Raw genomic sequence first — 24935 nt, forward strand, 5'->3', positions numbered from 1 at the left:
GGCCCACCGCCGGCGCCCGCCGCGCCCCGGCCGCGCACCTTCCAGGCCCTGGCCAATCCCGACCCCCTGCCCTTCAGGCCCGGCACCCAGATCCTGTTCGGCAGCGGCATCGTGCTCGAGGGCGGCCGCCAGGTGATCACCAACCGTCATGTGATCGAAGGCGTCCGCGACACCGCCATCCGCAACGGCACCGGCCATGTGCGCCGCGCCCGGATCATCAAGGTCTCGGCCGAGGACGACCTGGCCCTGCTGGAACTGTCCGAGCCCTTCCCCGAGGGCGAGGCCATGCCCATCTCGGGAATCAGCGAGGCCTCGCCCGGCCGCTCGGCCATCGTCATGGGCTTTCCGCTGATCACCGTGCTGGGCGACGAGCAGCCGGCCCTGGCCGAAGGCATCGTCTCCAAGATGGGTGGAATCGGCGGCGAACCCACCTCGTTCCAGATGACCACCAAGCTGAACCAGGGCAATTCCGGCGGGCCGGTCTTCGACCGGACCGGCCGGCTGATCGGCATCGCCGTGGCCAAGCTGGACACCGCCGAACTGCGCAGCCGCTCCGGCATCACCGCCGAGGATGTCAACTTCGCCATCAAGTCCAGCCGCGTGCTGCGCTTCCTCGGCAGGAGCGGCGGCGGCAAGGCGGCCGGCGGCGAAATGTCGCTGGAGGACCTCTACCAGTCCATGCTGCCCCGCGTCGTGCTGATCGCATCCACCAAGTAGGCGAACGAGGTCACCGCATGGGAATGTGGGCGCTCATCCTGGTCATTCTCCTGGCCCCGGCCGCCGCCCGCGCCGATTGGGTGGCGGCGAGGGCCGAGCGCCTGTTCCCGCCGGAACAGCCGGAGGCCGAGGCCTGCCGCCTGGCCGAGGACAAGGCCAAGGAGGACGCGGTCCGCCAGGTCACCGGCGAACGCCTGTCGTCGGAGGAGCTGATGCGCTGTTCCGAGCAGGGCGAGCAGGCCGAGTGCACCCACAACTCCGCCATCTGGAGCATGGTCGACGGCGACGTGCGGGCGGTGCGCAACCGCCGGGTTGAGACCCTGACGGTGATCGACACGGTGCGCAAATGCGTGGTGGAACTGGAGGCCGACGTGGTGGTGCCGCCCGGCCACCCCGACCCCTCCTTCGACGTCGGGGTGAAGCTCAACGCCGCCGTCTACCGCGACGGCGAGCCGCTGGAGATCACGTTGACGCCCAACCAGCCCATGGGCGTGGCGGTATTCCAGTGGCTGCCCTACGAAAAGGGCGATTCCCAGGTGTCGCGCCTTCTGCCCAATCCCTACGATCCCATCAGCCGCATCGACCGCGCCACCACCATTCCCTCGGACGCCGGCCGCAAGCGCTACGTCATGCGGACCGGCTTCCCGGAGACCCTGGGCGGCAACCGCCGCATGGTGGACGAATACCTGATGGTGGTGGCCACCAGGAAGCCCCTGGAGTTCCGCGAGAGCTACAGCCTGGACGACTTCAAGGCCCGCCTGCTGGAACTGCCGCGCAGCGAGGCCCGCATCGTGCGCAAGGCCTACAGCATCCTCAAGAGGGAACGCTGATGTCCCGCCCCCGTTTGTCATCCCGACGACCAGCGGAAGGAGGGATCTCCTCCTGGACCGGCAGAGTAGAATCGGCACGAGCGGATCAGAACGAGATCCCTCGGCTTTGCCTTGGGATGACAGCCGTCGCGCTGCTGCTCGCCGCCTGCACCAGCCCGGTCTACGTGGACCGGAGCCAGGAGGAGGAGGCTCCTCCCCTGGCGCTCAACGCCGTATCGTTCCGCGTCCACCAATCCCTGGCCGCCCGGCCGCCGTCCTGCGTCGCCGTGCTGCCCCTGTCGGGCCCCGACGGCGATGCCGCCCTGGAGCCGGCCCGCATCGAGGCGGTGCGCCGCGCCGTCTACGCCCATCTCGCCCCCCATGGCCGCCGCGACGTCAAGCCGGCCCGCGTCGATTTCGTCCTGGAACGCCTCGACCCCGCCCGGCGCGGCGATGCCGCCGAGATCGGCCGGGCGTTGGACTGCGAGGCGCTGATCGGCGGCAAGGTCACCGAATCGGGCCGGCAGTTTCTGGGCGTCTACTCGCGGGTGGCGGTGGGCGCCGAACTGCGCATGGTACGGGCGGCGGGCGGCGAGGTGCTGTGGGAAGGAACCCATGTGGCCTCGCTGCATGCCGGCGGCCTGCCGATCTCGCCCATCGGCATCGCCATGGGCATCTTCGAGGCGGCCCGCAACATGGACGACGAGCAGATCCTGCGCGCCACCGACGATCTGGCGCGGCGGCTGGCCTCGACCATTCCCGATCCCGGCATCGTCGCCCTCGACGACCCCACCGAGCCGCCGGCGCCGGTGCGCGCCCTGCCGCTGTCGCCCGAGCCGCCGCGCAAGGCCGGGCTGGACGCCTTCCTGGAGGAACTGGCCCCCCTGGCCGCCGACGAGCGCCGCGCCCGCCTGATCCAGGCGCTGGAACAGCGCCGCTTCGGCGACATGGCCCGTGCCCCCCTGCTCGACGCCCTGGTGGCGGTGCCGGACGCCCGGCCCGAGGACTTCCTGCGCCATGCCGAATATCTGGCCGAGGCCGGCGACTACGCCAGCGCCCTGGCCCGCGCCGAACAGGCGGCGGCCCGCGACGCGTCCTTCGCCCCCGCCCATTTCGCCATGGGCCGCATGCGCATCAAGCAGAACGACCCGAGCCGCGCCGAGGCCGACATCATCCGCGCCGTGGCGCTGGACGGCGACAACGCCACCTATCTCAACGGCCTAGCCTACGTCAACAGCCTGCGGGGCCGCGCCGACCGCGCCCTGGCCGCCTACGCCATGGCAATCCGCGCCGACGCGGCCAACGGCTTCGCCTATTACAATTCCGGGGTCATCCTGCTGGACCAGGGCGACCGCGTGGCGGCGGCGGATGCCTTCTACGGCGCCGGCCTCGCCTATCTCAAGACCGGACATTACGGACAGGCGGGCAAGGCGCTCGCCGACCTGAAGGAGCTTTCCGGGCCGGGCCTCGACCTGTCCCGCGAGATCGACACCATTCAAGGCGCCCTGGCGGCGCTGGAACAGAAGGCCAAGGCGCCCTGACGGCGCTGGAACAGAAGGGATGACGCCCATGCTCTACCGATTCGCCCCGATCGCCCTGGCCGCCGGCCTGCTGGCCGGCTGCGCCACCAACCCGGCGCCCGGCACTCCCGCCGCCACCGCCGCCGCCGAGCAAAGGCGGCAGGAGGCAAGGGTGGCCAACGTCCAGGCCTCGGTGGAGGAAGCGCCCGCGTGGTTCACCGCGCCGCCCATGGACGGCAACAGCCTCTATGCCCCGGGTACCGCCACCTCGGCCGACATGCAGATGGCCATGGACAAGGCGACCTTAAGCGCCAAGCGCGGTCTGGCCGACACCCTGAAGGGCAGCCTGTCTTCCAAGATGAAGGAATTCATCAGCGAGAGCGGCAGCGGCGAGGACCCGGTGATCACCAGCGAGAGCGAGCGTATCACCTCGAATCTGATCACCGAGACCAGCCTGGCCGGCTATTCCCGCACCCAGAGCAAGCTGGTGCCCCAGGGCTCGGTCTACCGCGCCTATGTGCTGCTGCAATACCCCATCGGCAACGCCAACCGCATCCTGATGGACCGGGTCAAGCAGGACAAGGTGATGGAATCCAAGCTGCGGGCCTCGAAGGCCTTCCAGGATCTGGAACAGGAAATCCAGGCCGCCCGCAAGTAGGAGGAGGGAAGCGGCCATGCGGAAAGCACTCGCCGCGCGCCTGATCATGGCCACGCTCGCCGCCGCCCCCGCCGGGGCGGCGCCCTCGGACTACGAGTGGTCGTGGAGCGACTACGCCCCCACCCCGCCGCCCCGGGTGATCGACGCCGTGGCGGTGGTGGAATCGGCCGGGGTTTCCGCCCCCGGCAACGAAGGTCTGGCCGCCCAGGGCTTCTTCGTCCCCATGGAGCGGCGCGCCCTGGCCGATCTCGCCAACCTGTTCCGGCAGGTCATCCCCGTCCGCGACGGCAGCGAGACCTATGTGGTCCGCGCCTCGTTCCGCTGGGACGGGGCGGTGGAACCCTCCGTTGCCGTCCTCGACGCCCGCACCGGCGCGGCGGTGGCCTCGGCCCGAGGGCCGGTGATATCCCGCCTGCGGCCGGTGGCGCTCAACCTCCAGGATTCCATGCGTCAGGCCAAGCTGGAACTGGCCCTGCTGCTGGCCACCCCGCCGGCGCCCGTGGCCGTGGCGGCGGCCGCCGCTCCGCCTCCCCCGGTCGCCGCCGCTCCGCCACCGCCGCGCTTCGCCGTCCAGCCGGCGGTCGGCCGCTTCCCCCGGGGCGCCGAACGGCCCGACGACGTGGCGGTGATCATCGGCAACGCCGACTACACCCGCCAGGGCCGCGACATCCCCGACGTGCGCCCCGCCCACGCCGACGCGGAAGGGGCCAGGCTCTACGCCACCCAGGCGCTCGGCATCAGGGAGGGCAACGTCATCTTCCTCAAGGACGCCACCGGCAGCCAGATGACCAGGGTGTTCGGCTCCGACAAGGACCATCGCGGCCAGCTGTTCGACTGGGTCAAGCCGGGCAAGTCCCGGGTCTACGTCTATTATTCCGGTCACGGCGCCCCGGCCAGCCAGGGCGGCTCGCCCTATCTGATCCCCACGGATTCCGACGCGGCCAGGATCGAGCTCAACGGCTATCCCCTGAAGCAGCTCTACGACAACCTGGGCAAGCTGCCCGCCGACAGCGTCACCGTCGTGCTGGAAGCCTGCTTCTCCGGCATCAGCCCGGCCGGCTCGGTGCTGGGCAAGGCCTCGCCGGTGTTCTTCGAGGTCAAGGCCCCGCCGGTGCCCGCCAACCTCACCGTCATCGCGGCCGGCGCCGCCAACCAGATGGCATCCTGGGAGGCCGACGAATCCTCCGGCCTGTTCACCAAGTACTACCTGAAGGCCATGGCGGGCGAGGCCGATTCCGACAAGGACGGCCGCGTCGGCCTGGACGAGCTGGACCGCTATCTCAAGGAGACGCTGACCTACTTTGCCCGCCGCCATTACGGCCGCGACCAGAACGCCCAGATCGTCAGGGGAGGCGGGAGATGAAGCGCGCCGCCCTGGCCGTCCTGATGCTGCTGAGCACGGTTGACGAGGCCTGGGCGGACGGACGGTTCTGGCTGGTGACGCCCGGGGAATCCGCCCGTCTGGGCCAGCCGCCGCCCCAGGGGCGGACGCCCATGGCCGCCGAGGAGGGCGATGGCCCGGTCATCCGCGTCAAGACGCCCAGCCTGGATGCGGCGGTGCGAAGCCCGGTAAGCATCCTGGTGCAGTTCGAGCCCGGCCGCAGCGGCCTGGCCCCGGACATGGCCAGCCTGACGGTGACGCTGCGCGGCTTCATCACCATCGACATCACCGACCGCCTGCGGGACTACGTGGTGGGACAGACCCTGGCGGTGGAGGGGGCAGAGCTGCCCACCGGCAGCCATCGCATCCGTCTGGCCATCGCCGACCGGGGCGGCGCCATCTCCGCCCGCGACATGATCCTGACCGTGGCCGAGCCGCCACGCTGAACGAACAAGGGAGGCCATCCATGAGCCCCACGCTCCTGCATCGCCTGATGCTCCTCGCGCCGCTGCTGCTGGGGGCCTGCGCCATCGCTCCCACCATGGAGGTGGTGCCGTCCACCGTGGTGGCGGGACAGCGCCATCAGGCCTCGGTCGCCCTGGTGTTTCCCGGCGAGACCCGGTCGCTGCGGGTTCCCAACCTGCTGCCCACCGGCTGCCTGACCGGCGGGTTCAGCATCGACGCCGATTACGGCGGCACCTTCGCCCGCGCCGTCAAGGAACGCCTGTCGGCCATGTTCGCCAGCGTGGTCGAGGTGGGCAGCCTGGCCCAGGCCGCCGGCGCCTATCCCCTGGTGTTCCAGGCGGAAATGTCGCAGGTGGGCTACAAGCTGGGATGCCTGGTCTCGCCTGACACCTATGTGCAGGTCCGGGGCGATCTGCGCGCCACCGACAGCCAGGGCCGCGACGTCTGGCGTTCCGACATCCAGTCGAAGCGCCACGAGATGGAGCTGATGATGTTCGACCCCAATCGCGGCCTGGGGGTTCCCGCCTCGCGGGCGATCAGCGCCCTGGCCGACGACTGGCTGCGCGAGTTGAACGGACCGGCCGCGGGCCAGATCGCGGCGGCCCTGCACGGCGCCGCCCCGGCGGTGGCCGCCCGGTCGGGACAAAAGGCTCCGATGGCGCAACCGGCTCCGCCTCCCCCGGTCGCCGCCGCGCCGCCTCCCCCGGTCGCCGCCGCGCCGCGCTTCGCCGTCCAGCCGGCGGTCGGCCGCTTCCCCCGGGGCGCCGAGCGGCCCGACGACGTGGCGGTGATCATCGGCAACGCCGACTACGCCCGCCAGGGCCGCGACATCCCCAATGTCCGCCCCGCCCACGCCGACGCGGAAGGGGCCAGGCTCTACGCCACCCAGGCGCTCGGCATCAGGGAGGGCAACGTCATCTTTCTCAAGGACGCCACCGGCAGCCAGATGACCAGGGTGTTCGGCTCCGACAAGGACCATCGCGGCCAGCTGTTCGACTGGGTCAAGCCGGGCAAGTCCCGGGTCTACGTCTATTATTCCGGCCACGGCGCCCCGGCCAGCCAGGGCGGCTCGCCCTATCTGATCCCCACGGATTCCGACGCGGCCAGGATCGAGCTCAACGGCTATCCCCTGAAGCAGCTCTACGACAACCTGGGCAAGCTGCCCGCCGACAGCGTCACCGTCGTGCTGGAAGCCTGCTTCTCCGGCATCAGCCCGGCCGGCTCGGTGCTGGGCAAGGCCTCGCCGGTGTTCTTCGAGGTCAAGGCCCCGCCGGTGCCCGCCAACCTCACCGTCATCGCGGCGGGCGCCGCCAACCAGATGGCATCCTGGGAGGCCGACGAATCCTCCGGCCTGTTCACCAAGTACTACCTGAAGGCCATGGCGGGCGAGGCCGATTCCGACAAGGACGGCCGCGTCGGCCTGGACGAGCTGGAACGCTACCTCAAGGAGACGCTGACCTACTTTGCCCGCCGCCATTACGGCCGCGACCAGAACGCCCAGATCGTCAGGGGAGGCGGGAGATGAACATCCGGCGGACCGGCTGGCTGGTCGCCCTGGCGATGATCGCCGCCGCGCCGGACGGCGCCCTGGCCTGGAAGCCCAAGGACAACAAGTGCAGCATCTGCCCGTCATGCTGCGCCCCGCCGCCCGCGCCGGCGCCCCGCGCCACGCCGCCGTCCGGCGGGGGCGGTTCCGGCTACGGCACCCCGGCATTCCCGCCCCCGTCCCGCGATCCCCAGCGCCTGGCCGAGATGCAACGCAATGAAAAGGCGGCGGAAGACGCCTGGAACCGGGGCGATGCCGACGAATCCGAACGGCGGCTGCAAAATGCCCTCGCCATGGCCGACGAAGCCGGCGACCGGGCCCGCATCCAAAGCGGGCTCGACCGGGTGCGGGCCTTCCAGGCGGCCGAGCGCGAGCGCAAGGCCCGCGAGGAGCGCGACCGCCAGCGGGCCCAGGCGGAAGCCGACTTCCAGCACAAGGTCGACGACATGCTGAGCGGCTACAAGGCCGATTTCGACGGAACCGGCGTGGCCCCGGATATGGGCGAACCGGTGGACAACCGGCCGGACCATCTGAAGGGCCTTCCCGTTCCGCCCCGCCAATCGCCGCCGCCGCAGGTGGCGGCCACGCCCCGGCCGCCGCCGCCCGAGCCGGAATCCGGCCCGGTGACGGTTCCCGACCGGCCCCTCCCCACCAGCCCGAAATACAAGGAGCCGCCGCCGCCCATGATTTCGGCGGTGCCGCCCACGCCCCATGTGGCGCGGACCGTCGAGGAGGCCCTGAACCGGGCTCGCGGCAATCCGGTGGATGCCCAGTTCGTCCTCGGCACCAACAGCCTCAAGCACTATCCCGACGGCGATCCGCCGGCCACCCAGGAGGAGTTGAGCTATCTGGGGGGAATGGCCCGCTCCTACGTGGGACGCGGCGGCCGCAGCTCCGTTTCGCCCGACATCGACCCCTCCCAGAATCTGCGCATCAAGCTCGAGGCGGCCAAGGGCGATCCGCAATACGGCGGCATGCAGCGCGCCGCGCAATACCGCGACCAGTGGATGGCGCGGCGCAACGAGTGGATCAAGAGAGGAACCGAGATATCGCGCGACGGTTCGCTGGAAGGCGCCGTCGAGGTGCTGGCCGAGCAATACCGGGACCGGCCCAATCCCGACATTCTCAACGCCATCCGCTACATGGAAGGAAGCCGCCAGCATGCCACCGTTCCCGGCCGCTAGGACCCTTGCCGTCCTCCTGGTCCTGATGGCGCCGGCGGAGGGCCGGTCCCAGGTGCCGCCGCTGCCCGGCGAGGAACGGATGGAAGCCGCCATGGCGGCGGGGGAGACGGCGCTGGGCCGCAAGAACTGGAGCGAGGCCGCCGCCCGCTTCGCCGAGGCGCGCGCCGCCCTGCCCGACGCCCTGCCGCCCCTGCTGGGGTTGGCCCGCGCCCGGGAAGGCCTCGCCCGCCCCCTGGAAGCCGCCACCTGGTACCGCGCCTATCTGGCCGCCGCCCACGATCCGGACGAGGCCGAGCGGCAGGACCCGTGCCGCCGTGCCGCCGCCTTGCACGCCGCCCATCGGAAGCGGACGGAAACCGCCATCGCCCTGGCCGGCAAGATCCTCAAGGCTGCCACCGCCACCGTCGAGACCGCGCCGCCGCCCGAAGGCGGCACGCGGCAGGCGGAACTGGCCCGGCTGCACCCCGCCCGCCACGACCTGGACCTGGCGACGCGCGCCAGATCGGCGACGCCGCCCCAGCCCCCGGACGCCGGCGCCCTCAACCAGGGCGTGGGAGTGACCGAGGCCTGGATATCCCTGGCCGAGGACGGGGCCTGGCGGGAAATGGACAGCGCCTACCGCATCCTGGGCGAGCGGGGCCGCAAGCCCATCGAGCGGGCGCTGGCCGCCGCCAGCCACGCCCGGCTGCACGCTCTCCTGGCGGGGCGCTTCGACGCCCTGGCCCGCATCACCGACGACGTGGGGCGCGGCTGTCAGTGATCCCGCCCGCCACGAAGTCCGGCACGTCCGAGGCCGGCATGGGCCGCGCGTGGAAGAAGCCCTGCACCCCCTCGCAGCCCAGGGCGCGGAGAAACTCCATGTGGGCCTCGGTCTCCACCCCCTCGGCCACCACGCTGAGGCGCAGGCGGTGGGCCATGGCGATGATCGCTTCGGCGATGGCCATGTCGTTGAGGTCGCCGGGAATCCCCTGGATGAAGGCGCGGTCGATCTTCAGCCGCTGGATGGGCAGGCTTTTCAGCGAGCTGAGGCAGGAATAGCCGGTGCCGAAATCGTCGATGGCCAGGGTGACACCCAATCCCTTCAGGGCGTGCAGGGTGGCGATGCACTCCTCCTCGTTCTGCAGCATGCTTTCGGTGATCTCGATTTCCAGGCTGTCGGGCGAGATGCCGGTCTCGGCCAGGGCGCCCTCCACCGCCCGCAGCAGGCGGCCGTTGCGCATCTGCTGGGCCGAGACGTTGACCGCCACCCGGATGGGCGGCAGGCCGCATTCCCGCCAGCGGCGGATCTGGCGGCAGGCCTCCGCCACCACCCAGTCGCCGATATCGATGATGAAGCCGCCCCGCTCGGCGGCCGGGATGATCTCGGCGGGGCCGAGCAGGCCCCGGACGGGATGCCGCCAGCGGATCAGCGCCTCCATCCCCTCCAGCCGGCCGGTTTCCATGGAAATCTGCGGCTGGTAGAATAGCACCAGTTCGTCCTCGGCCAGGGCGCGGCGCACCTCGCGGTCGGACGAGGCCGCCAGGATCACCCGCTCGGTCATTTCCCGCGTGTAGAAGGCGTAGCCGTTCCGCCCGGTTTCCTTGGCGGCGTACATGGCGGTGTCGGCGGCCTGGATCAGGCTTTCGCGCGTCTGGCCGTCGTCGGGAAACAGGCTGATGCCGATGCTGGCCGAGGTGGCCAGCTCGCGGCCACCCACCATGATGGGCTGAGTCACCGCGGCGCGGATCTTCATGGCGATGGCGGCGATGTCGTCGGGATTCTCGGCCTGCTCCAGGATCACCATGAACTCGTCGCCGCCCAGCCGCGCCACGGTGTCCTCGGCCCGCACCGCGCCGCGCATGCGCTGTGCCACGGTCTTCAGCACGGTGTCGCCGACGCTGTGCCCCAGGGTGTCGTTGATGCGCTTGAAGAAGTCGAGGTCCACGAACAGCACGGCCAGGGCGCGGCGGTCGCGGCGGCAGCGCTCCATGGCGTGGTCGAGCCGGTCCGCCGCCAGCAACCGGTTGGGCAGGTCGGTCAGCGGATCGTAATGGGCCAGGTGCTGCAACCGCTGTTCGGCGGCGCGGATGGCGGTCAGATCGGTGAAGGCGGCCACGTAATGCACGACGCTGTCGTGTTCGCTGCGCACGGCGGCGATGTTCATCAGCAGCGGCAAGGCCTCGCCGCCGCGATGCATGCCCTGGATTTCGCCGCGCCAGCGCCCGCCCTCGCCCAGCGCCGCCATGATCTCGTCGCGCAGGTCCGCCGGCTGCATCCCGTCGTCGAGCATGTGCGGGCGGCGGCCCAGCAGCTCGGTCTCGTCATGGCCGGTGATGGCGCAATAGCCGGGATTGACCGTGACGATCCTGAGATCGGGATCGAGAATCAGCAGGCCGTCGCGGGTCGCCTCGAACACGGTCAGCGCCTGGCGGCGGCGGTCCTCGGCGGCCTTGTGGTCGCTGACGTCCTGCAGCACGCCGATGATGCGCTGCGGATGCTCGGCCCGGGGCGGGATGGATTTGCCCTGGGCGCGCAGCCAGCGCACGCTGCCGTCGGCGTGGATTCCCCGGAACTCCACCTGCAGGGCGGCGTCGCCGCCGGTCAGGTGCTCGTAGGCCCGCAGGAGAAGCGCCCGGTCGTCCTCGACCACATGCTCGAGAAAGCGTTCCCAGCTGGCGTCCCCCCCGGTCCCGCCGCACCCGAAGACCTGTTCGATATGCCCGGCGCGGATGATCCGGCGCGACTGGGCGTCCACCTCCCAGGCCCCCATGCCGGCGGCCTGCAGCGCCAGGGTCAGGTGCTCCTCGCTGTCGCGCAGCGCCACCTCGACGGTACGGCGCTCCAGGGCCATCTGGATGGTGGCGTGCAGCTCGCGCTCGGAAAACGGCTTGAGCAGGAAGCCGAACGGCTTGGTGGCCCGCGCCCGCGCCAGGATGGGCTCCTCGGAATAAGCGGTCAGGTAGATCACCGGAATGTGGAGTTCGGGCGGCAGCCGCGCCACCGTGTCGATGCCGTCCAGGTCGCCCTCGATATGGATGTCCATCAGAACGACATCGGGCCGCAGGCTTTCGATGCGGCGCAGGACCTGATCCCCGGTCGAGGCGATGAACACCACCTCGTAGCCCAGCTTCAACAGCTGGTGCCGCAGATGAAGGGCGACGATCCGTTCGTCCTCGACCACCATGATCCGTGTCGCGGGCATGCCCGGGCTCCTTTCCGTCACCGTTGCAGCGGGAAATGCAGGCTGAAGCGGGTCGGCCCGCTCCGCTCGATTTCGATATGTCCCCCCAGTTGCTCGGCCAGCAGGCAGACCAACTGCAGCCCCAGGGTGGTGGCGTTCTCCACGTCCAGGCCGGGCGGCAGGCCGATTCCGTCGTCGGAAACGCTGAGGGCGACCTGATCGTCGCCGTCATTGGCCAGGACCACCCGGATCTCGCCGCGCCGCCCGCCGGGAAAGGCGTGCTTGAACACGTTGGTGACCAGTTCGTTGACGATCAGACCGCAGGGTATGGCGGTGCTGAGCGGCAACTGGATGTCCTTGACCTGGAGGGTCAGGGAGATACGGTTGGAATCCAGCCCGTACGAGGCCACCAGATTGGGAACCAGCGAATCCAGGAAGGCGGCGAAATCGACCCGGGCGAAGTCCTTGGACTGGTACAGGGTCTGGTGGATCAGCACCATGGAACGGATGCGGCTCTGGCTGTCGCGCAGCATGCCGGCGACCACGGGATCGTCCAGCTTGGACAATTGCAGGTCCAGCAGGCTGTCAACGATCTGCAGGTTGTTCTTGACCCGGTGGTGGACCTCGCCCAGCAGGATCTCCTTCTCGCGCAGCGCCGCCCGGATCTTCTCCTCCTTGTGCTTGCGGTCGGAGATGTCGACGATGGCCGACAGGACCATGGGCCCGTCCTCGGTATCCATGGGATTGAGGCCTATCTCCACCGGAAACTCGCTGCCGTCCTTGCGCCTTGCGTTGAGGTCGCGCCCCTCGCCCATGGGCCGCGACTTGGGATCGGCGGTGAAGGTGGCGCGCAGGCCGGGGTGGGCGTGCCGGAAGCGCTCGGGGACCAGGATCTCCATGGACTGGCCCAGCATCTCCTGGCGGGAATAGCCGAACATCCGCTCCGCCTGGGCGTTGACCATCTCGATCACCCCGGCGGCGTTGATCATCACCATGGCGTTGGGGGCGGCCTCCACCACCCGGCGGAAACGCTCCTCGCTCTTGCGCAAGGCTGTGTCGGCCGACTTGTCCCGGCTTTGCGACACCCGGAGAACCCTTTACATCAGCACCCATCGCCCATGGGAGAGATGGTCATGGCCGCCGGACGGCACAATGGGGTGCAACCCGTACCCGAGAATCAGGGCAGGACGGAGCAGGGTAGGCCCCGGACCGCCTGGTCGCGGGCCATCAGCACGAAGGCCCGCATGGCGCGGCGCGAGGCACGGCCGTCGCCGGCCGCCATGGCCCGCACCGTCTCGGCCTGGCCCGGGGCGCCATGGACGGGCCACTCCTCCGCCGCCTTGCCCAGCAGCCGCCAATAGGGCAGCAGGCGGCAACGGATGGTGGCACCGGCCTCCGACAGCAGCCGGTTGCCGCACACTCCGAACAGGACGGAAAAGAGATCGTCATCGCCGCCGCTTCCCGCCGGAGCGGCGGCATGCGGCCAGTCCCGCTCGGCCAGGCTCCGCCGCTGGGCCTCGGCGCGCGACGCCGCCAGGCCGGCGCAGGCAGCGGCCACTTCCGCCAGGGCCTCGAACAGCTCCAGCATCATGGCGCGTTCCAGCCGTACCACGTTGCCGCCGCGGTTCTTCTCGAAATTGGCCAGCCCCAAGGCGCCCAGATGACGGAACGCCTCGCGCACCGGGGTGCGGGAACACCCCAGCCGCGAAGCGATCTTGACCTCGCACAACTTCTCGCCCGGCCGCAGCCGGCCGGCGACGATGTCCTCGATCAATTGCTGGCGGACCCATTCCGCCGCCGATAATTCCGTAGGGTCCTTGGGCCTGCGCACCCGGGTCATGCCATTCGCATCCGATCCTGATCGAATCACATCTATTGCGAGTTATGCGCAGCAAGCAAACTCAACGCAATGGACGCATGGCAATAGATTGCATGCTGAGATTGTATACAGCAAGCATTTTACGCGTTATGTGCATTGACACACCGACAGGCGCGGTCCCGTCGGGATTGTTGCGCGGCGGCGGGGGCGGCGGAATCAGGGGGATGCCGGACCGGCCGCCCTGGCGCGCAGCATCTCGGCGATACGGGCGATGGGCGTCTCCCAGCCCGACCGGAACTTCCGGCGGAACAGGCGGAAAGCGGGATACCACTCGGAGGTCTCGCCCTCCATGCGCCAGCGGAAATCGGGCACCGGCGGCAGCAGCAGCCAGACCGGCTTGCCCAGGGCGCCGGCCAGATGGACCACCGCCGTATCCACCGAAACGATCAGGTCCAGATCCCACAGCATGGCGGCGGTGTCGCAGAAATCGGCGCAGAGGTCAGCGGCGTCCACCAGCCGCTCGGCCGGCGGCCGGCCCAGCCGGGGGGCCACCGCGCCGCGCTGCAGGGAGTAGAACGCCACCCCCGGGACGTCGAGAAGGGGATCGAGCATCCAGGCGGGGATCGAGCGGTTCCAGTCGTCGCCGTGGGTGGGGCGCCCGGCCCAGGCGAGGCCGACCTTCAGCGTCCCGGCGGGAGCGCCGGGCAGCCGCACCTTCACCCCCTTGGGCACCGAAAGGTAGGGAATGCCCTCCGGCGCGGGAAGATCGGCCAGCAGGCGCGGCAGCGACAGCAGGGTCAGCGCCTTGTCAAAGGCCGGCAGCGGCCCGGCCTCCCCCACCACCGCGTCCAGTCCGGGCACGGTCTCCATCAGGCGGATCAGTTCGGGCTGGCAGGCCAGCACCACCCGGTTGACGCCGCGCGCCTTGAGCAGCGGGGCATAGCGGACGAATTGCAGCGTGTCGCCATAGCCCTGTTCCGCCTGCAGCAGCAAGGTGCCGCCGGCCGGCAAATCAGGCGGCAGCGCCTCGCCCGCCCAGACGCGGTCGACCAGATAGGGCGGCAGGTTGGGATGGTCCCGCCAGCGCCATTCGTATTCGTGCCACCCCTCCTCCATGCGGCCGGACAGCAGCAGGTTGAGCGCCAGGTTGGTATGGAACTTGGCGCCATTGGGATTGATCTGGATGGCGCGGCGATAGGCGGCGTCGGCCTCGTCCAGGCGGCCCTGGCGATGCAGGGAATTGCCCAGGTTGCTCCAGGTCTCGGCCCCCTTGGCGCCCAGCGCCAGGGCGCGGCGGTGGCAGGCCTCGGCCTCCTCGGCCCGGGCGGTGCCGAGCAGGGCATTGCCGAGATTGTCCTGAATGGCCGGCGCGTCGGGGCGGACCAGCGAGGCGGAGCGGATCAGCGCCACCGCCTCCTCGCGCCGCTCCAGGCGTTCCAGCGCCACCCCCATGTTGTTCAGCATGTCGGCCGGATTGGGCTCGGCCGCCAGCACCGTCGCCGAGCGATAGGCCCCGATGGCGTCCTCGTAACGCTTGTGCGCCATCAGCACCCCGGCCAGGGCGTTGAGGGGACGGGGATCGCGCGGCAGCAGGCCGCAGGCCCGGCGCAGGGCGTCCACCGCCGCCTTGGCCTGATCCGGGATCAGGGCCAGCACCTCGCCCAGATGCATCCAGGCCGTCCCCAGGCCGGGATCGAGCTGCACCGCCCGTTCCAGGCAGGCCCTCGCCTCGGCCGTCTTCTGGGTCCGGGCCAGCGCCAGACCGAGGGCGGCATGGGCCTCGGCCAGGCCCGGGGCCAGTTCCACCGCCCGCCGGGCGGCGGCCAGGGCCTTGTCCAACGCCCCCTGACGCACCAGCAAAGCCGCCAGACGGGCCATGATCTCCGGATCGCCGGGCATCCGCTCGGCCAGACGCGCCAGAAACCGCTCGTCCTCCACATCCAAGCCCGCCATGCCACCCACCTGAAATTGCCGCCCGATAGCGCTTTAGCCGATTCACAAAATAGATAATCCGGTGTATATCAGACCCATAGATTGGGGGCCAGCCGCGTGCAGATGTTGGGGTATTCCGTCATTAGGGCGCACAAGCTCAAGCGTTGGGCCATGCTCGGCACTGTCCTGGCCACCTGCTGGACCCCGGCCACGGCCACGGCCGGCTCCCTGGAGGAGGAAATGCGCGACCTGGTCGCCACCCATCCCCAGATCCAGGCCAAGATGAAGGGCGTCAACTCCGCCGCCGAGGGTATCCGCAGCGCCCGGGCCGGCTATCTGCCGACCGTCAAGGTGGGCGGGGACCAGGGTCACGAATACGTCGACAGTCCCGACCGCCGCGCCACCCAGGGCAAGCCGTTCCTGGACAAGCGCAACACCAGCAGCCTGACCGTCACCCAGAAGATTTTCGACGGCTTCGCTACCGATTCCACGGTGGAATCGGCCAAGACCAGCCGGCGTATTTCCGAATCGGACCTGCGCAGCATCCGCCAGGCCACCTTGCTGGAAGGCGCCATCGCCTATCTCGACGTCATGCGCACCACCAAGCTGGTGGCCCTGTCGCGCGAGAACGAGCGCAAGGTCGCCGAGCAGCAGAACCTGGAGGACGAGCGCGTCCAGAAGGGATCGGGCATCGCCTCGGACGTGCTGCAGGCCAAGCAGCGCCTGCAACTGGCCAAGGAACGCCGCGTCAATTACGAGGGCCAGTTCCACGCCGCCGTCGCCAAGTTTTCCCAGGTGTACGGCCATGCCCCCGACGTGGCGTCCCTTTCCGACCCGCCGCTGCCCCTCGACCTGATTCCCGAGACCATCGACCAGTCGCTGGATGCCGCGGAAAAGGACAACCCGTCCCTGGAATCCGCCACCAGCGCCATCGAACTGTCCAACGACAAGCGCAACATCGCCGAGGCCGGCTACTGGCCGACCCTCGACCTGGTGGGCAAGGCCAATTACGAGCACGGCAAGAACGCCACCATCGGCGTGCGCCGCGACTGGTCGCTGATGCTCGTGGCCAGTTGGGAACTGTTCTCCGGCTTCAAGACCGACGCCGCCGTAGCCCAGGCCTCGTGGGACCACGGGGCCAGCAAGGACAGCCGCTTCCACGCCAGCCGCAAGATCGCCGAGCAGGCCCGTACCGCCTGGCACAAGCTGCAGACCGCCCGCCAGCGCCTCGATCTGCTGGAAAACGCCGCCGTCCTGGCCGAGGAGGTCTGGGAGGCGACCATGAAGAAGCGCGAGGCCGGAAAGGCCACCGTCACCGAGGTGCTGGACGAGGAAACCCGCATCAACGACGCGCGGATCAACTATACCGGCGCCTATTACGATATGTACCAGGCGTCCTACGAACTGCTGGCCGCCATGGGCCGCCTGGAGGTGGACAACCTCAGCCGCGCCAAGCCCGCCACCTCGCTGGACGTCTCGCCACTCAAGGCGGTGGACTACACCCATCCCAAGGACAAGGCGCCCAAGCCCCAGGCCGCCAAGCCGGCCAGGGTTCCCACCGCAGCAGCGGCCCCCGCCGCGCCGCCGCCTACGGAACAGGCCGCCAACACCGCGATCATGGAACGGGTCCGCGATCTGGTCGCCGCCCAGCCGCAGCCCGATAATTCCTTCTGGTCCATCCGCTGATACGACTGAGGCCTGTCATGCCGACGACCAACGGGAGGAGGGATCTCCGCCTGGATCATCGGTGCCGAATCGGAAACATCGTTCCAGGATGAGATCCCTCGCCTGCGCTCGGGATGATACCACAAGCGGAACGGCCGCTACAGCGCGCCCCAGATCTCCCTGGCATACTCGGCCACCGTGCGGTCGGATGAGAACTTGCCCATGCGCGCCACGTTGAGGATGGCCTTGCGCGTCCACTCCTCCGGGTCGCGGTAGGTCTGGTCCACCCGCTCCTGCGCCGCCATGTAGAGCGGGAAATCCGCCGACAGCAGGTAATGGTCGCCGCCACCGGTCAGGATGTCCACCAGTTGGTGGAAACGGTCGGGCTGGTCGGACGAGAAGAAGCCGCCGGCGATCATCTCCAGCGCCCAGCTCAGGTCGGGATCGGCCTTCACCGCCGCCACCGCGTCGTAGCCGTCCACCCGGCGCCGCGCCACCTCCTGGGCCGAGAGGCCGAACAGGAACATGTTCTCCTCGCCCACTTCCTCGCAGATTTCCACGTTGGCGCCGTCCCAGGTGCCGATGGTCAGCGCCCCGTTCATGCTCATCTTCATGTTGCCGGTGCCCGAGGCTTCGGTGCCGGCGGTGGAGATTTGCTGGGACAGGTCGGCGGCCGGCATGACCAACTCGGCGGTCGACACGTTGTAATTGGGCACGAAGACCAGCTTCAGCTTGCCGCCCACCAGGGGGTCGTTGTTGATCACCTCGGCCACGTCGTTGACCAGCTTGATGATCAGCTTGGCGACGTGATAGCCCGGCGCCGCCTTGCCGCCGATGATCACGGTGCGCGGCACCGGGTTCAAGAGCGGGTTGGAGCGGATGCGGCCATAGCGGGTGATGACGTGCAGCACGTTGAGCAACTGGCGCTTGTATTCGTGGATGCGCTTGACCTGGACGTCGAACAGGGAATCCACGTCCACCTCGACGCCGAGGCGCTGGGACAGCATGGCGGCCAGGCGTTCCTTGTTGCCACGCTTGACGGCGGCGAAGGCGGTACGGAACGCCGGGTCGTCGGCCAGGGGCTCCAGCTTGCGCAACTGGTCGAGATCGGTGATCCAGCCGTCGCCGATCCTGGCGGTGATCAGCGCCGACAAGGCCGGATTGGCGGCCAGCAGCCAGCGCCGGGGGGTCACGCCATTGGTCTTGTTGGTGATCTTGCCGGGCGACAGGTGCTCGAAATCCGAGAAGATGGTGCTCTTCATCAGGCCGGTATGGATGGCGGCGACGCCGTTGACCTTGTGGCTGCCGATCACCGCCAGATGGCCCATGCGCACCCGGCGTTCGTCCCCTTCGGCGATCAGCGAGACGCGGCGCAGCAATTCGGAATCGCCGGGATGGCGGTAGCGCACGCTCTGCAGGAATTCGTGGTTGAGGGCGTAGACGATCTCCAGGTGGCGGGGCAGCACCCGCTCGAACAGTTCGGTGGACCAGGTCTCCAGCGCCTCGGGCAGCAGGGTGTGGTTGGTATAGGCGCAGCAGCCCCGCACCAGTTCCCAGGCCTTGGACCATTCGATCTGGTGTTCGTCCACCAGCACCCGCATCAGTTCGGCCACCACCAGAGCGGGGTGGGTGTCGTTGAGCTGGATGGCCACCTTCTCGGGCAGCATGGTCCAGTCGGAATGGCTTTTGCGGAAGCGGGCCAGGATGTCCTGGATGGAGGCGGCGACGAAGAAGTATTCCTGCTTGAAGCGCAGTTCCTTGCCGCGGTCGGTCATGTCCGAGGGATAGAGCACTTTGGACAGGGTCTCGGATTCGTTCTTGTCGCGCACCGCCTCGATGTAATTGCCGGCGTTGAAGTATTTCAGGTCGAACTCGCGGGTCGACTTGGCCGACCACAGGCGCAAATTGTTGACCACCTTGCCGCCATAGCCGGGCACCGGTACGTCGAAGGCCATGGCCATCACTTCCTCGGCATCCACCCACTGCGACCGGGTATGGCCCAGGACGTCGCGGAAATGGATGACCCGGCCACCGAAGCGGACGGGGAAGATCACGCCGGGACGAGGAAATTCCCAAGGGTTGCCGTAGCGCAGCCAGTTCTCCGGACTTTCCACCTGCCAGCCGTTGTCCACGTGCTGGGTGAACATGCCGTAATCATAGCGGATGCCGTAGCCGAAACCCGCCACCCCAATGGTGGCCATGGAATCCAGCAGGCAGGCGGCCAGACGGCCCAGGCCGCCGTTACCCAGCGCCGCCTCCACCTCCCAGGCGGCCAGTTCCTCGAAATCCTGGCCCAACTCGGCGATGGCTTGGCGCACCGTGTCGTAGAGCCCCAGGTTGATCAGGCTGTTGACCAGGGTGCGGCCGATCAGGAACTCCATGGACAGGTAGTAGACCCGCTTGGAATCCTCGCGGTAATAGCGGTTCAGGGTCGGCATCCAGTGCTCGGTCACCCGGTCGCGCACCGCATGGGCGGCGGCCATGAACCAGTCGCGCGCCGTGGCGTTGATCGGCTCCTTGCCCACCGTGTAGAGCAGATGGCTGCCGATGGCTTCCTTGATGCTGTCCACATCGTCGCCCAGCAGCCGCACTACCGGAGGCTTTGCCTTTTTCATGCCGGTCTTCCCGCCAGTTCCATCCATTGTCATTCCGCCATGAAACAGGGGCGCGGGCAAGGCCGGTCATACCGGTCGCCAGCCCATTCATTATGAATTTTGTCGTACGCGGCGGGTCTTCAAGCGCCAGACAGTCCGATTGACGCGCCGCGCGGCGACCGAATAAGCTCCGCCCCGCTTATATGTTCAATGGACCGTACCGCAAAATGCGTTTGAGAAAGCTTCCCCGGCACTACGCCGGACTGGTTCAGCCGCTGGTCCTGACCATGCTGATGACCTGCGTGGTCTCGGCCATCAGCGTCCTGCGCTCGCAGGGATTCGATGCCGGATTCATCGACGTCTGGCCCACCGCCTGGCTGATTTCGTGGGCGGCGGCCTATCCGGTGATCCTGCTGATCCTGCCGCTGGTGCGTCGCATCGTCGCGGCCACGGTGGAAAGCTGAAGGCTCACCTGCCCCCTTCCCTCAGCCCCTCCGCCGTCGCCGTCATCCGCCGGTCGGCCAGGATGGCGGCGGTGTCGGCCTTGTAGCGCAGACGCCAGTTGGGATGCTGGGTGGTGGTGCCGGGCAGGTTCATCTGCACCTCCTGGCCCAGTGCATCCTCCATCTGCACCATCATCAGCCGGGCGGCCGAGCGGCCGAGATAGGCGTGTGCCGCCGCCGCCAGGGCCACCGCCTGGATATCGGAGAGCGCCGGACCCACCGGGAAATCGGCCTGCAGCAGCCCCTGCCCCGCCAGGGCGGCGGCCAGGGCGGCACGGTCGGCGGCGCGGACGGCACGCTCCTCGGCGGCCTGGCCCTCGCGCGGGTAGAGGTCGAGCTTTTCCCGCCGGTCGATGTCCTTGCCCGCCCACCAGCCGCGCAAGCTGGGCAGATCGTGGGTGGCGGCGATGGCCAGGGCCTTGGCGTCGAACTGGCCGGGAGCGCGGAAGGCGCCGTCCTTGGCCTTCTCGAACACCATCACCCGGTAGGCGAAGATGCCCATGGAATCCATGCGCTCGCGGAAGCCGTCGGGTACGGTGCCCAGGTCCTCGCCGATCACCAGACAGGAATTGCGCCGGCTTTCCAGCGCCACCAGCCGGAACAGGTCCTCGGCCGGATAGCGCACATAGGCGCCCTGGTCGGCGGGCTGGCCGGGCGGCACCCAATAGAGCCGGGCAAGACTCATGGCATGGTCCAGGCGCAGCGCCCCGGCATGGCGCATGTTGGCTTCCATCACCTCGATGAAGGGGGCGTAGAAGTGCTCGCGCAATGTGATGGGATTGAACGGCACCAGCCCCCAATCCTGGCCCTTCAGGGCCAGCGGATCGGGCGGCGCCCCCACCGAGACGCCGAGCGCCAGCGAGTCCTGCTGCGCCCAGGCCTCGGCCCCGTCGCCGGCGATGCCCACCGCCAGGTCGCGGTAAAGGCCGATGGAAGCCCCCGCCGCCCTGGCCCTGGCCTGCGCCCCGGCCAGTTGCCGGTCGGCGATGAACTGGAGCCACTGGAAGAACTCCACCTGCTCCACGTGCTCCAGGACGAAATCGGCCACGGCGGGGGAATCGGGGCGGCGGTATTGCTCGGGCCACTGGCGCCAATAGCCCTTGCCGTCGCGGCTGAATTTGTCGTGCAGGGCCTCGAACACCGCGAAATTCCGCCCGGCCTCGCCCATCTCGGCCTGCCAGGCGCGGAACTCCTGGCCGCGCGGGTTGTCGTCGCCCATCGAGGTGCGGCGGAACCAGCGGTACAGCACCTCCAGCATGGGCCGGGCCAGACGCATGACATCCGGGTACTCGATCAGCGAATAGCCGCGCAGCCGCGCCAGGGTCGCCTGATAGCCGGGCGACGCGAACATGCGCCGCGCCTCCAGGCAGTCGCGGAACTCAGGCATGGCCTCGATGTCGATATAGGCGATGTTGAGGAAGCGCCGGGACGACGGCGAATAGGGGCTGAACCGCTCGGGATCGGCGGGAAACAGGGCGTGCAGCGGATTGACCCCGACGCAGGCGGCGCCCAGCCGGGCGGCGCCCTCGGCCAGTTCGGCCAAGTTGCCGTAATTGCCGACGCCCCAGTCGCGCTCGGAGCGCAGGGAATAGATCTGGGTGGCGACGCCCCAGGCCCCCGTCTCCCGCTCCACCGCCTCGGGCACATGGGCGCGGGGCGGAGTGACGATCAGCGCCATCTCGGCCAGGACGCCGGCCGGGCCCGACAGGATCAGGCGGTGATAGCCGCAGGGCGGCAGGGCCGGCAGGTCCAGCCAGCGGCGATGGACCAGCCGGTCGTCCAGCAGGTATTCCTCGCCCCAGCGCAACTCGACGGGACGGAAGCTCCCCGCGTGGCGGATGCCCAGTTCCTCCTCCAGCACCCAGGAATGCCCGATGTCGTCGGCCTCGGCCGGCAGGGTGACGGCGATGGAGGGCGGGGCCGAATGTTCCTCGGCCATCAGCACCGGCTCCAGCGCCCGACGCCAGGGCCGGGTCTCCAGGTCCTTGAGACTGGCCCGCACCTGCTCGTCGCTGCCGGCGGGCAGGCCCATGGCGGCCAGGAAGACCCGCTTGGTCTCGGCCGGCACCACCCGCCACGCGCCGAAGAAGTCCCACCAGCCGTCCTCGATCCCCGCCAGGCGCGCCAAACGGTCCAGCGCGTCGCTTCCGCTCATTCCTTGTCCCCTTCTTTGTTCCCGTCCCGCGGCACGCCGCTTGGGCCACTAGATTCATCGCGCGGCACGCCGCTTGGGCCACTAGATTCATCGCGCGGCACGCCGCGCAGGGCGCCCGAACGGCGCAGCACCGCCAGCGATCGCTGCCCCAGCGGATAGGTGATGCCCGCCGCCCAATGGGTGCCGGCCTGCCGCCCGGCGGGGTCAAAGGTATCGAGCACCAGCTCCCACGACCGCCCCAGGCTGGGCGGCGGCAGCACATAGGGCACCGCCTCGTGATAGGCATTGAGCAACACCAGGAAGGTGTCGTCCATCTCCTCGCGGCCGGTCAGGTTGTCCACGGCGCACGACTCGCCGCCCAGCACGAAGCCCAGCGAGCGGGCAAACGGCGTGGTCCAGTCGCCGTGACCCATCTCGCGGCCCTCGGGCGTGATCCACACGATATCCTTCAGCGGTGAGCCGGGCAGGCGCCTGCCCTCGAAGAAGCGCGGGCGGCGGAACACCGGATGGGCCTTGCGCAAGGCGATCAGGCTCTGGACGAAGGCCAGCAGATCCTCGTCCACCTCCGACCAGTCCACCCAGCCGATTTCGTTGTCCTGGCAATAGGCGTTGTTGTTGCCCCGCTGGCTGCGGCCCATCTCGTCGCCGGCCAGCAGCATGGGCACGCCCTGGGACAGCAGCAGGGTGGCCAGCAGGTTGCGGCTTTGCCGCGCCCGCAATTCCCGCACCTCGGGATAGGGCGACGGCCCCTCGTGGCCGCAATTCCAGGCGTAATTGGCGTCGGTGCCGTCCTTGTTGCCTTCCAGGTTGGCCTCGTTGTGCTTGCGCTCGTAGCTGACCAGATCCTTGAGGGTGAAGCCGTCGTGGCAGGTGACGAAATTCAGGCTGGCCCACGGCCGCCGCCCGCCCCAGCCGAAGATGTCGAAGGAGCCGGTCAGGCGCGAGGCCAAGTCGCCGATCACCCCGCCCTCGCCGGTCCAGAAACGGCGCACCGTGTCGCGGTAGCGGCCGTTCCACTCGGACCAGCCGGGCGGAAAGCGCCCGACCCGATAGCCGTCGCCCCCTAAGTCCCAGGGCTCGGCGATCATCTTCAACCGGCTCAAACCGGGGTCCTGGCGCACCGCGTCGAGAAAGGCCGAGGAATGGTCGAAGCCGCCCTTGCCGCGCACCAGCGAGGCGGCCAGATCGAAGCGGAAGCCGTCCACATGCATCTCGTCCGCCCAGTAGCGCAGGCTGTCCATCACCATCTGCAGCACGCGGGGATGGGCGAGGTTGAGCGTGTTGCCGCAGCCGGAATAGTTCTCGTACCAGCGCTTGCCGTCGGGTCCCAGGCGGTAGTAGCTGAGGTTGTCGATGCCCCGGAACGACAGGGTCGGCCCCAGATGGTTGCCCTCGGCGGTGTGGTTGTAGACCACGTCGAGGATCACCTCGATGCCCACGTCGTGCAGGCGCGACACCATGGTCTTGAAGTCGCCGTGCGGGCTGGCCGAGTAGTAGCGCGGATCGGCGGCGAAGAAGCCGATGGAATTGTAGCCCCAGTAATTGCGCAGGCCCCGGTCGGCCAGATGCTTCTCGTCGATCATAGCGTGGATGGGCAGCAATTGCAGGGTGGTCACCCCCAGGCGCCGCAGATGGTCGATAACGCCGGGCTGGGTCAGGCCCAGGAAGGTGCCGCGCATGCCGTTGACCACGCCGGGATGCTTGATGGTCTGGCCCCGCACATGGGCCTCGTAGACGATGGTCTCGGGCCACGGCACGTTCGGGCGGCGGTCGTTGCCCCAGGTGAAGGCGGTGTCCAGCACCCGGCATTTGGGCATGAAGCGGGCGTTGTCGCGCCGGTCGGCGATCAGGTCCAGCTTGGGCGTGCCCGGCTTGAAGCCGAAATGGGTATCCGACCATTCGAAGCCCCCCGCCAGCGCCTTGGCATAGGGGTCGAGCAGCAGCTTATGCGGATTGAAGCGGTGCCCCTCGTTGGGATCGTAGGGGCCGTGGACGCGATAGCCGTAAAGCTGACCCGGCCGGCAATCGGGCAGATAGCCGTGCCAGACCTCGTCGGTGTATTCGGGCAGGGAAATGCGTTCCACCTCACGCAGGCCGCGCCGGTCGAACAGGCACAGTTCCACCTTCTCGGCATGGGCCGAGAACAGGGCGAAGTTGACGCCGTTGCCGTCCCAGGTCGCCCCCAGGGGATAGGGCTGGCCGGGCAGGATGCGGCGACGCGACGTCATTCAGTCTTCCCCGGTCATGGCGGCACGGGCACCGTGGCGAATGTGGAGGACATGCACGATACGGCGGCCTTCATCGATGCCATAGATGATCCGATAAACATGTGGCCGACGCCCGTAAAGCAATTGCCGCAAGTTGGCATCCTCCGGCACCGGCAGCCCTCGCCCGTGATGATGGGCGAGAGTGGCGACCTTGGCCTCAAGCCCGTTGAACCATCGTGCCACCACCGGAACGTGTCGCGCGGCGATGGCCCCGTAGAGATGGCGGAGATCGCCGATGGCCCGCTCCGTCACCTCAACGCGGAATGTCATGCTCGGCCCGCAGCATGGCGAAGGCCTCGGCCGCCGGAACGGCCCGGCCGCTCGCCACGTCGTCGCGGCCCTGGCGTATCCCTTCGCCCGCATTGGCGGAAGCGGCGATGTCGAGCAGACGCTGATACGCCTCGGCATCCTGCAACACCGCCGCCGCCTTGCCGTTGACCGTCAGGACCAGGGGACGCCCCGTCTCGCGGATATGGTTCAGGAACTCGGCCGAGCGGTTGCGGAAAGTTGTGACTGGCTGGATGTCCTTGACGATGTCCATGGCAGGCCGTTCCCAGGA

At 69.0% G+C, this 24935-nt stretch carries 20 protein-coding genes; 11 read left to right on the top strand and 9 right to left on the bottom strand.

All coding sequences use genetic code 11. The features are described from left to right. The 9 genes from H261_RS05570 to H261_RS05610 form a co-directional block, all read left to right on the top strand. Positions 1 to 717, top strand: a 717-nt coding sequence (locus H261_RS05570; RefSeq protein ID WP_008615281.1) for a S1 family peptidase, incomplete at its 5' end; no start/stop codon positions are given. A 17-nt stretch (positions 718 to 734) separates the two neighbouring features. After that, positions 735 to 1547: a DUF4384 domain-containing protein gene (locus H261_RS05575; protein WP_008615288.1), complete on the top strand. Its 813-nt coding sequence runs from the start codon at positions 735 to 737 to the stop codon at positions 1545 to 1547. Positions 1548 to 1663: 116 nt separating this feature from the next. Continuing rightward, positions 1664 to 3067, top strand: a complete 1404-nt coding sequence (locus tag H261_RS05580) for a tetratricopeptide repeat protein (protein WP_008615290.1) — start codon at positions 1664 to 1666, stop codon at positions 3065 to 3067. 28 nt (positions 3068 to 3095) lie between these two features. Then, positions 3096 to 3704, top strand: coding sequence for a hypothetical protein (locus tag H261_RS05585; protein ID WP_235062873.1), 609 nt, complete (start codon positions 3096 to 3098; stop codon positions 3702 to 3704). A gap of 16 nt (positions 3705 to 3720) precedes the next feature. After that, positions 3721 to 5067, top strand: a complete 1347-nt coding sequence (locus tag H261_RS05590) for a caspase family protein (protein WP_008615294.1) — start codon at positions 3721 to 3723, stop codon at positions 5065 to 5067. Next, complete coding sequence (locus H261_RS05595) at positions 5064 to 5531, top strand: hypothetical protein (protein ID WP_008615296.1); 468 nt, start codon at positions 5064 to 5066, stop codon at positions 5529 to 5531. The genes H261_RS05590 and H261_RS05595 overlap by 4 nt, the downstream gene beginning before the upstream one ends. 20 nt (positions 5532 to 5551) lie before the next feature. Next, positions 5552 to 7075, top strand: coding sequence for a caspase family protein (locus H261_RS05600; protein ID WP_008615299.1), 1524 nt, complete (start codon positions 5552 to 5554; stop codon positions 7073 to 7075). Beyond that, on the top strand, positions 7072 to 8280 hold the full coding sequence (locus tag H261_RS05605; RefSeq protein WP_008615301.1) for a hypothetical protein: 1209 nt from the start codon (positions 7072 to 7074) through the stop codon (positions 8278 to 8280). Before H261_RS05600 ends, H261_RS05605 begins: the two co-directional genes overlap by 4 nt. Further along, a complete protein-coding gene (locus tag H261_RS05610) occupies positions 8258 to 9040 on the top strand; it encodes a hypothetical protein (protein ID WP_008615303.1) in 783 nt (260 codons plus the stop codon). The genes H261_RS05605 and H261_RS05610 overlap by 23 nt, the downstream gene beginning before the upstream one ends. On the opposite strand, the gene H261_RS05615 is transcribed toward H261_RS05610, so the two are convergent. The 4 genes from H261_RS05615 to H261_RS05630 all read right to left on the bottom strand — a co-directional run bounded on the left by H261_RS05615 (position 9009) and on the right by H261_RS05630 (position 15213). Beyond that, positions 9009 to 11462: a two-component system response regulator gene (locus H261_RS05615; protein ID WP_008615304.1), complete on the bottom strand. Its 2454-nt coding sequence runs from the start codon at positions 11460 to 11462 to the stop codon at positions 9009 to 9011. The genes H261_RS05610 and H261_RS05615 overlap by 32 nt on opposite strands. Positions 11463 to 11479: 17 nt before the next feature. Next, a complete protein-coding gene (locus H261_RS05620) occupies positions 11480 to 12526 on the bottom strand; it encodes a sensor histidine kinase (RefSeq protein WP_008615306.1) in 1047 nt (348 codons plus the stop codon). Positions 12527 to 12618: 92 nt separating this feature from the next. Beyond that, positions 12619 to 13281, bottom strand: coding sequence for a GntR family transcriptional regulator (locus H261_RS05625; protein WP_008615307.1), 663 nt, complete (start codon positions 13279 to 13281; stop codon positions 12619 to 12621). Positions 13282 to 13476: 195 nt separating this feature from the next. Continuing rightward, positions 13477 to 15213 (bottom strand): tetratricopeptide repeat protein, encoded by a 1737-nt coding sequence (locus H261_RS05630; RefSeq protein ID WP_008615309.1) that lies wholly within the window; start codon positions 15211 to 15213, stop codon positions 13477 to 13479. Between the two features lie 150 nt (positions 15214 to 15363). On the opposite strand from H261_RS05630, the gene H261_RS05635 reads away from it, so the two are divergent. Continuing rightward, complete coding sequence (locus H261_RS05635) at positions 15364 to 16878, top strand: TolC family outer membrane protein (protein ID WP_008615318.1); 1515 nt, start codon at positions 15364 to 15366, stop codon at positions 16876 to 16878. A gap of 137 nt (positions 16879 to 17015) precedes the next feature. On the opposite strand, the gene H261_RS05640 is transcribed toward H261_RS05635, so the two are convergent. After that, complete coding sequence (locus tag H261_RS05640) at positions 17016 to 19472, bottom strand: glycogen/starch/alpha-glucan phosphorylase (RefSeq protein ID WP_040475800.1); 2457 nt, start codon at positions 19470 to 19472, stop codon at positions 17016 to 17018. Positions 19473 to 19678: 206 nt separating this feature from the next. Between H261_RS05640 and H261_RS05645 the strand changes: the two genes are divergently transcribed. Further along, positions 19679 to 19915 (top strand): DUF2798 domain-containing protein, encoded by a 237-nt coding sequence (locus H261_RS05645; RefSeq protein WP_008615321.1) that lies wholly within the window; start codon positions 19679 to 19681, stop codon positions 19913 to 19915. Positions 19916 to 19919: 4 nt separating this feature from the next. Here H261_RS05645 and malQ read toward each other — a convergent pair whose 3' ends face one another. Genes malQ through H261_RS05665 form a run of 4 tightly spaced genes read right to left on the bottom strand, consistent with a single transcriptional unit; the run spans position 19920 to position 24917 of the window. Then, the gene (malQ, locus tag H261_RS05650; protein ID WP_008615322.1) at positions 19920 to 22109 is read right to left on the bottom strand and encodes a 4-alpha-glucanotransferase; all 2190 of its coding nucleotides are present in this window, start codon (positions 22107 to 22109) and stop codon (positions 19920 to 19922) included. Next, positions 22106 to 24337 carry a glycogen debranching protein GlgX gene (gene glgX, locus H261_RS05655; protein ID WP_008615323.1) on the bottom strand — a complete coding sequence of 744 codons (2232 nt, stop codon included), beginning with the start codon at positions 24335 to 24337 and terminating at the stop codon, positions 22106 to 22108. The genes malQ and glgX overlap by 4 nt, the downstream gene beginning before the upstream one ends. Further along, the gene (locus H261_RS05660) at positions 24338 to 24646 is read right to left on the bottom strand and encodes a type II toxin-antitoxin system RelE/ParE family toxin (RefSeq protein ID WP_008615324.1); all 309 of its coding nucleotides are present in this window, start codon (positions 24644 to 24646) and stop codon (positions 24338 to 24340) included. Beyond that, the gene (locus H261_RS05665) at positions 24630 to 24917 is read right to left on the bottom strand and encodes a type II toxin-antitoxin system Phd/YefM family antitoxin (protein ID WP_008615325.1); all 288 of its coding nucleotides are present in this window, start codon (positions 24915 to 24917) and stop codon (positions 24630 to 24632) included. The genes H261_RS05660 and H261_RS05665 overlap by 17 nt, the downstream gene beginning before the upstream one ends. Positions 24918 to 24935: the final 18 nt, after the last annotated feature.

This window comes from Paramagnetospirillum caucaseum (genome assembly GCF_000342045.1).
GTDB classification, from domain to species: domain Bacteria; phylum Pseudomonadota; class Alphaproteobacteria; order Rhodospirillales; family Magnetospirillaceae; genus Phaeospirillum; species Phaeospirillum caucaseum.

Coding starts and splice junctions, on each gene's coding strand:
- H261_RS05575 (WP_008615288.1), top strand. CDS start 735: ATGGGAATGTGGGCGCTCATCCTGGTCATTCTCCTGGCCCCGGCCGCC.
- H261_RS05580 (WP_008615290.1), top strand. CDS start 1,664: ATGACAGCCGTCGCGCTGCTGCTCGCCGCCTGCACCAGCCCGGTCTAC.
- H261_RS05585 (WP_235062873.1), top strand. CDS start 3,096: ATGCTCTACCGATTCGCCCCGATCGCCCTGGCCGCCGGCCTGCTGGCC.
- H261_RS05590 (WP_008615294.1), top strand. CDS start 3,721: ATGCGGAAAGCACTCGCCGCGCGCCTGATCATGGCCACGCTCGCCGCC.
- H261_RS05595 (WP_008615296.1), top strand. CDS start 5,064: ATGAAGCGCGCCGCCCTGGCCGTCCTGATGCTGCTGAGCACGGTTGAC.
- H261_RS05600 (WP_008615299.1), top strand. CDS start 5,552: ATGAGCCCCACGCTCCTGCATCGCCTGATGCTCCTCGCGCCGCTGCTG.
- H261_RS05605 (WP_008615301.1), top strand. CDS start 7,072: ATGAACATCCGGCGGACCGGCTGGCTGGTCGCCCTGGCGATGATCGCC.
- H261_RS05610 (WP_008615303.1), top strand. CDS start 8,258: ATGCCACCGTTCCCGGCCGCTAGGACCCTTGCCGTCCTCCTGGTCCTG.
- H261_RS05615 (WP_008615304.1), bottom strand. CDS start 11,462: ATGCCCGCGACACGGATCATGGTGGTCGAGGACGAACGGATCGTCGCC.
- H261_RS05625 (WP_008615307.1), bottom strand. CDS start 13,281: ATGACCCGGGTGCGCAGGCCCAAGGACCCTACGGAATTATCGGCGGCG.
- H261_RS05630 (WP_008615309.1), bottom strand. CDS start 15,213: ATGGCGGGCTTGGATGTGGAGGACGAGCGGTTTCTGGCGCGTCTGGCC.
- H261_RS05635 (WP_008615318.1), top strand. CDS start 15,364: ATGCTCGGCACTGTCCTGGCCACCTGCTGGACCCCGGCCACGGCCACG.
- H261_RS05640 (WP_040475800.1), bottom strand. CDS start 19,472: ATGAAAAAGGCAAAGCCTCCGGTAGTGCGGCTGCTGGGCGACGATGTG.
- H261_RS05645 (WP_008615321.1), top strand. CDS start 19,679: ATGCGTTTGAGAAAGCTTCCCCGGCACTACGCCGGACTGGTTCAGCCG.
- malQ (WP_008615322.1), bottom strand. CDS start 22,109: ATGAGCGGAAGCGACGCGCTGGACCGTTTGGCGCGCCTGGCGGGGATC.
- glgX (WP_008615323.1), bottom strand. CDS start 24,337: ATGACGTCGCGTCGCCGCATCCTGCCCGGCCAGCCCTATCCCCTGGGG.
- H261_RS05660 (WP_008615324.1), bottom strand. CDS start 24,646: ATGACATTCCGCGTTGAGGTGACGGAGCGGGCCATCGGCGATCTCCGC.
- H261_RS05665 (WP_008615325.1), bottom strand. CDS start 24,917: ATGGACATCGTCAAGGACATCCAGCCAGTCACAACTTTCCGCAACCGC.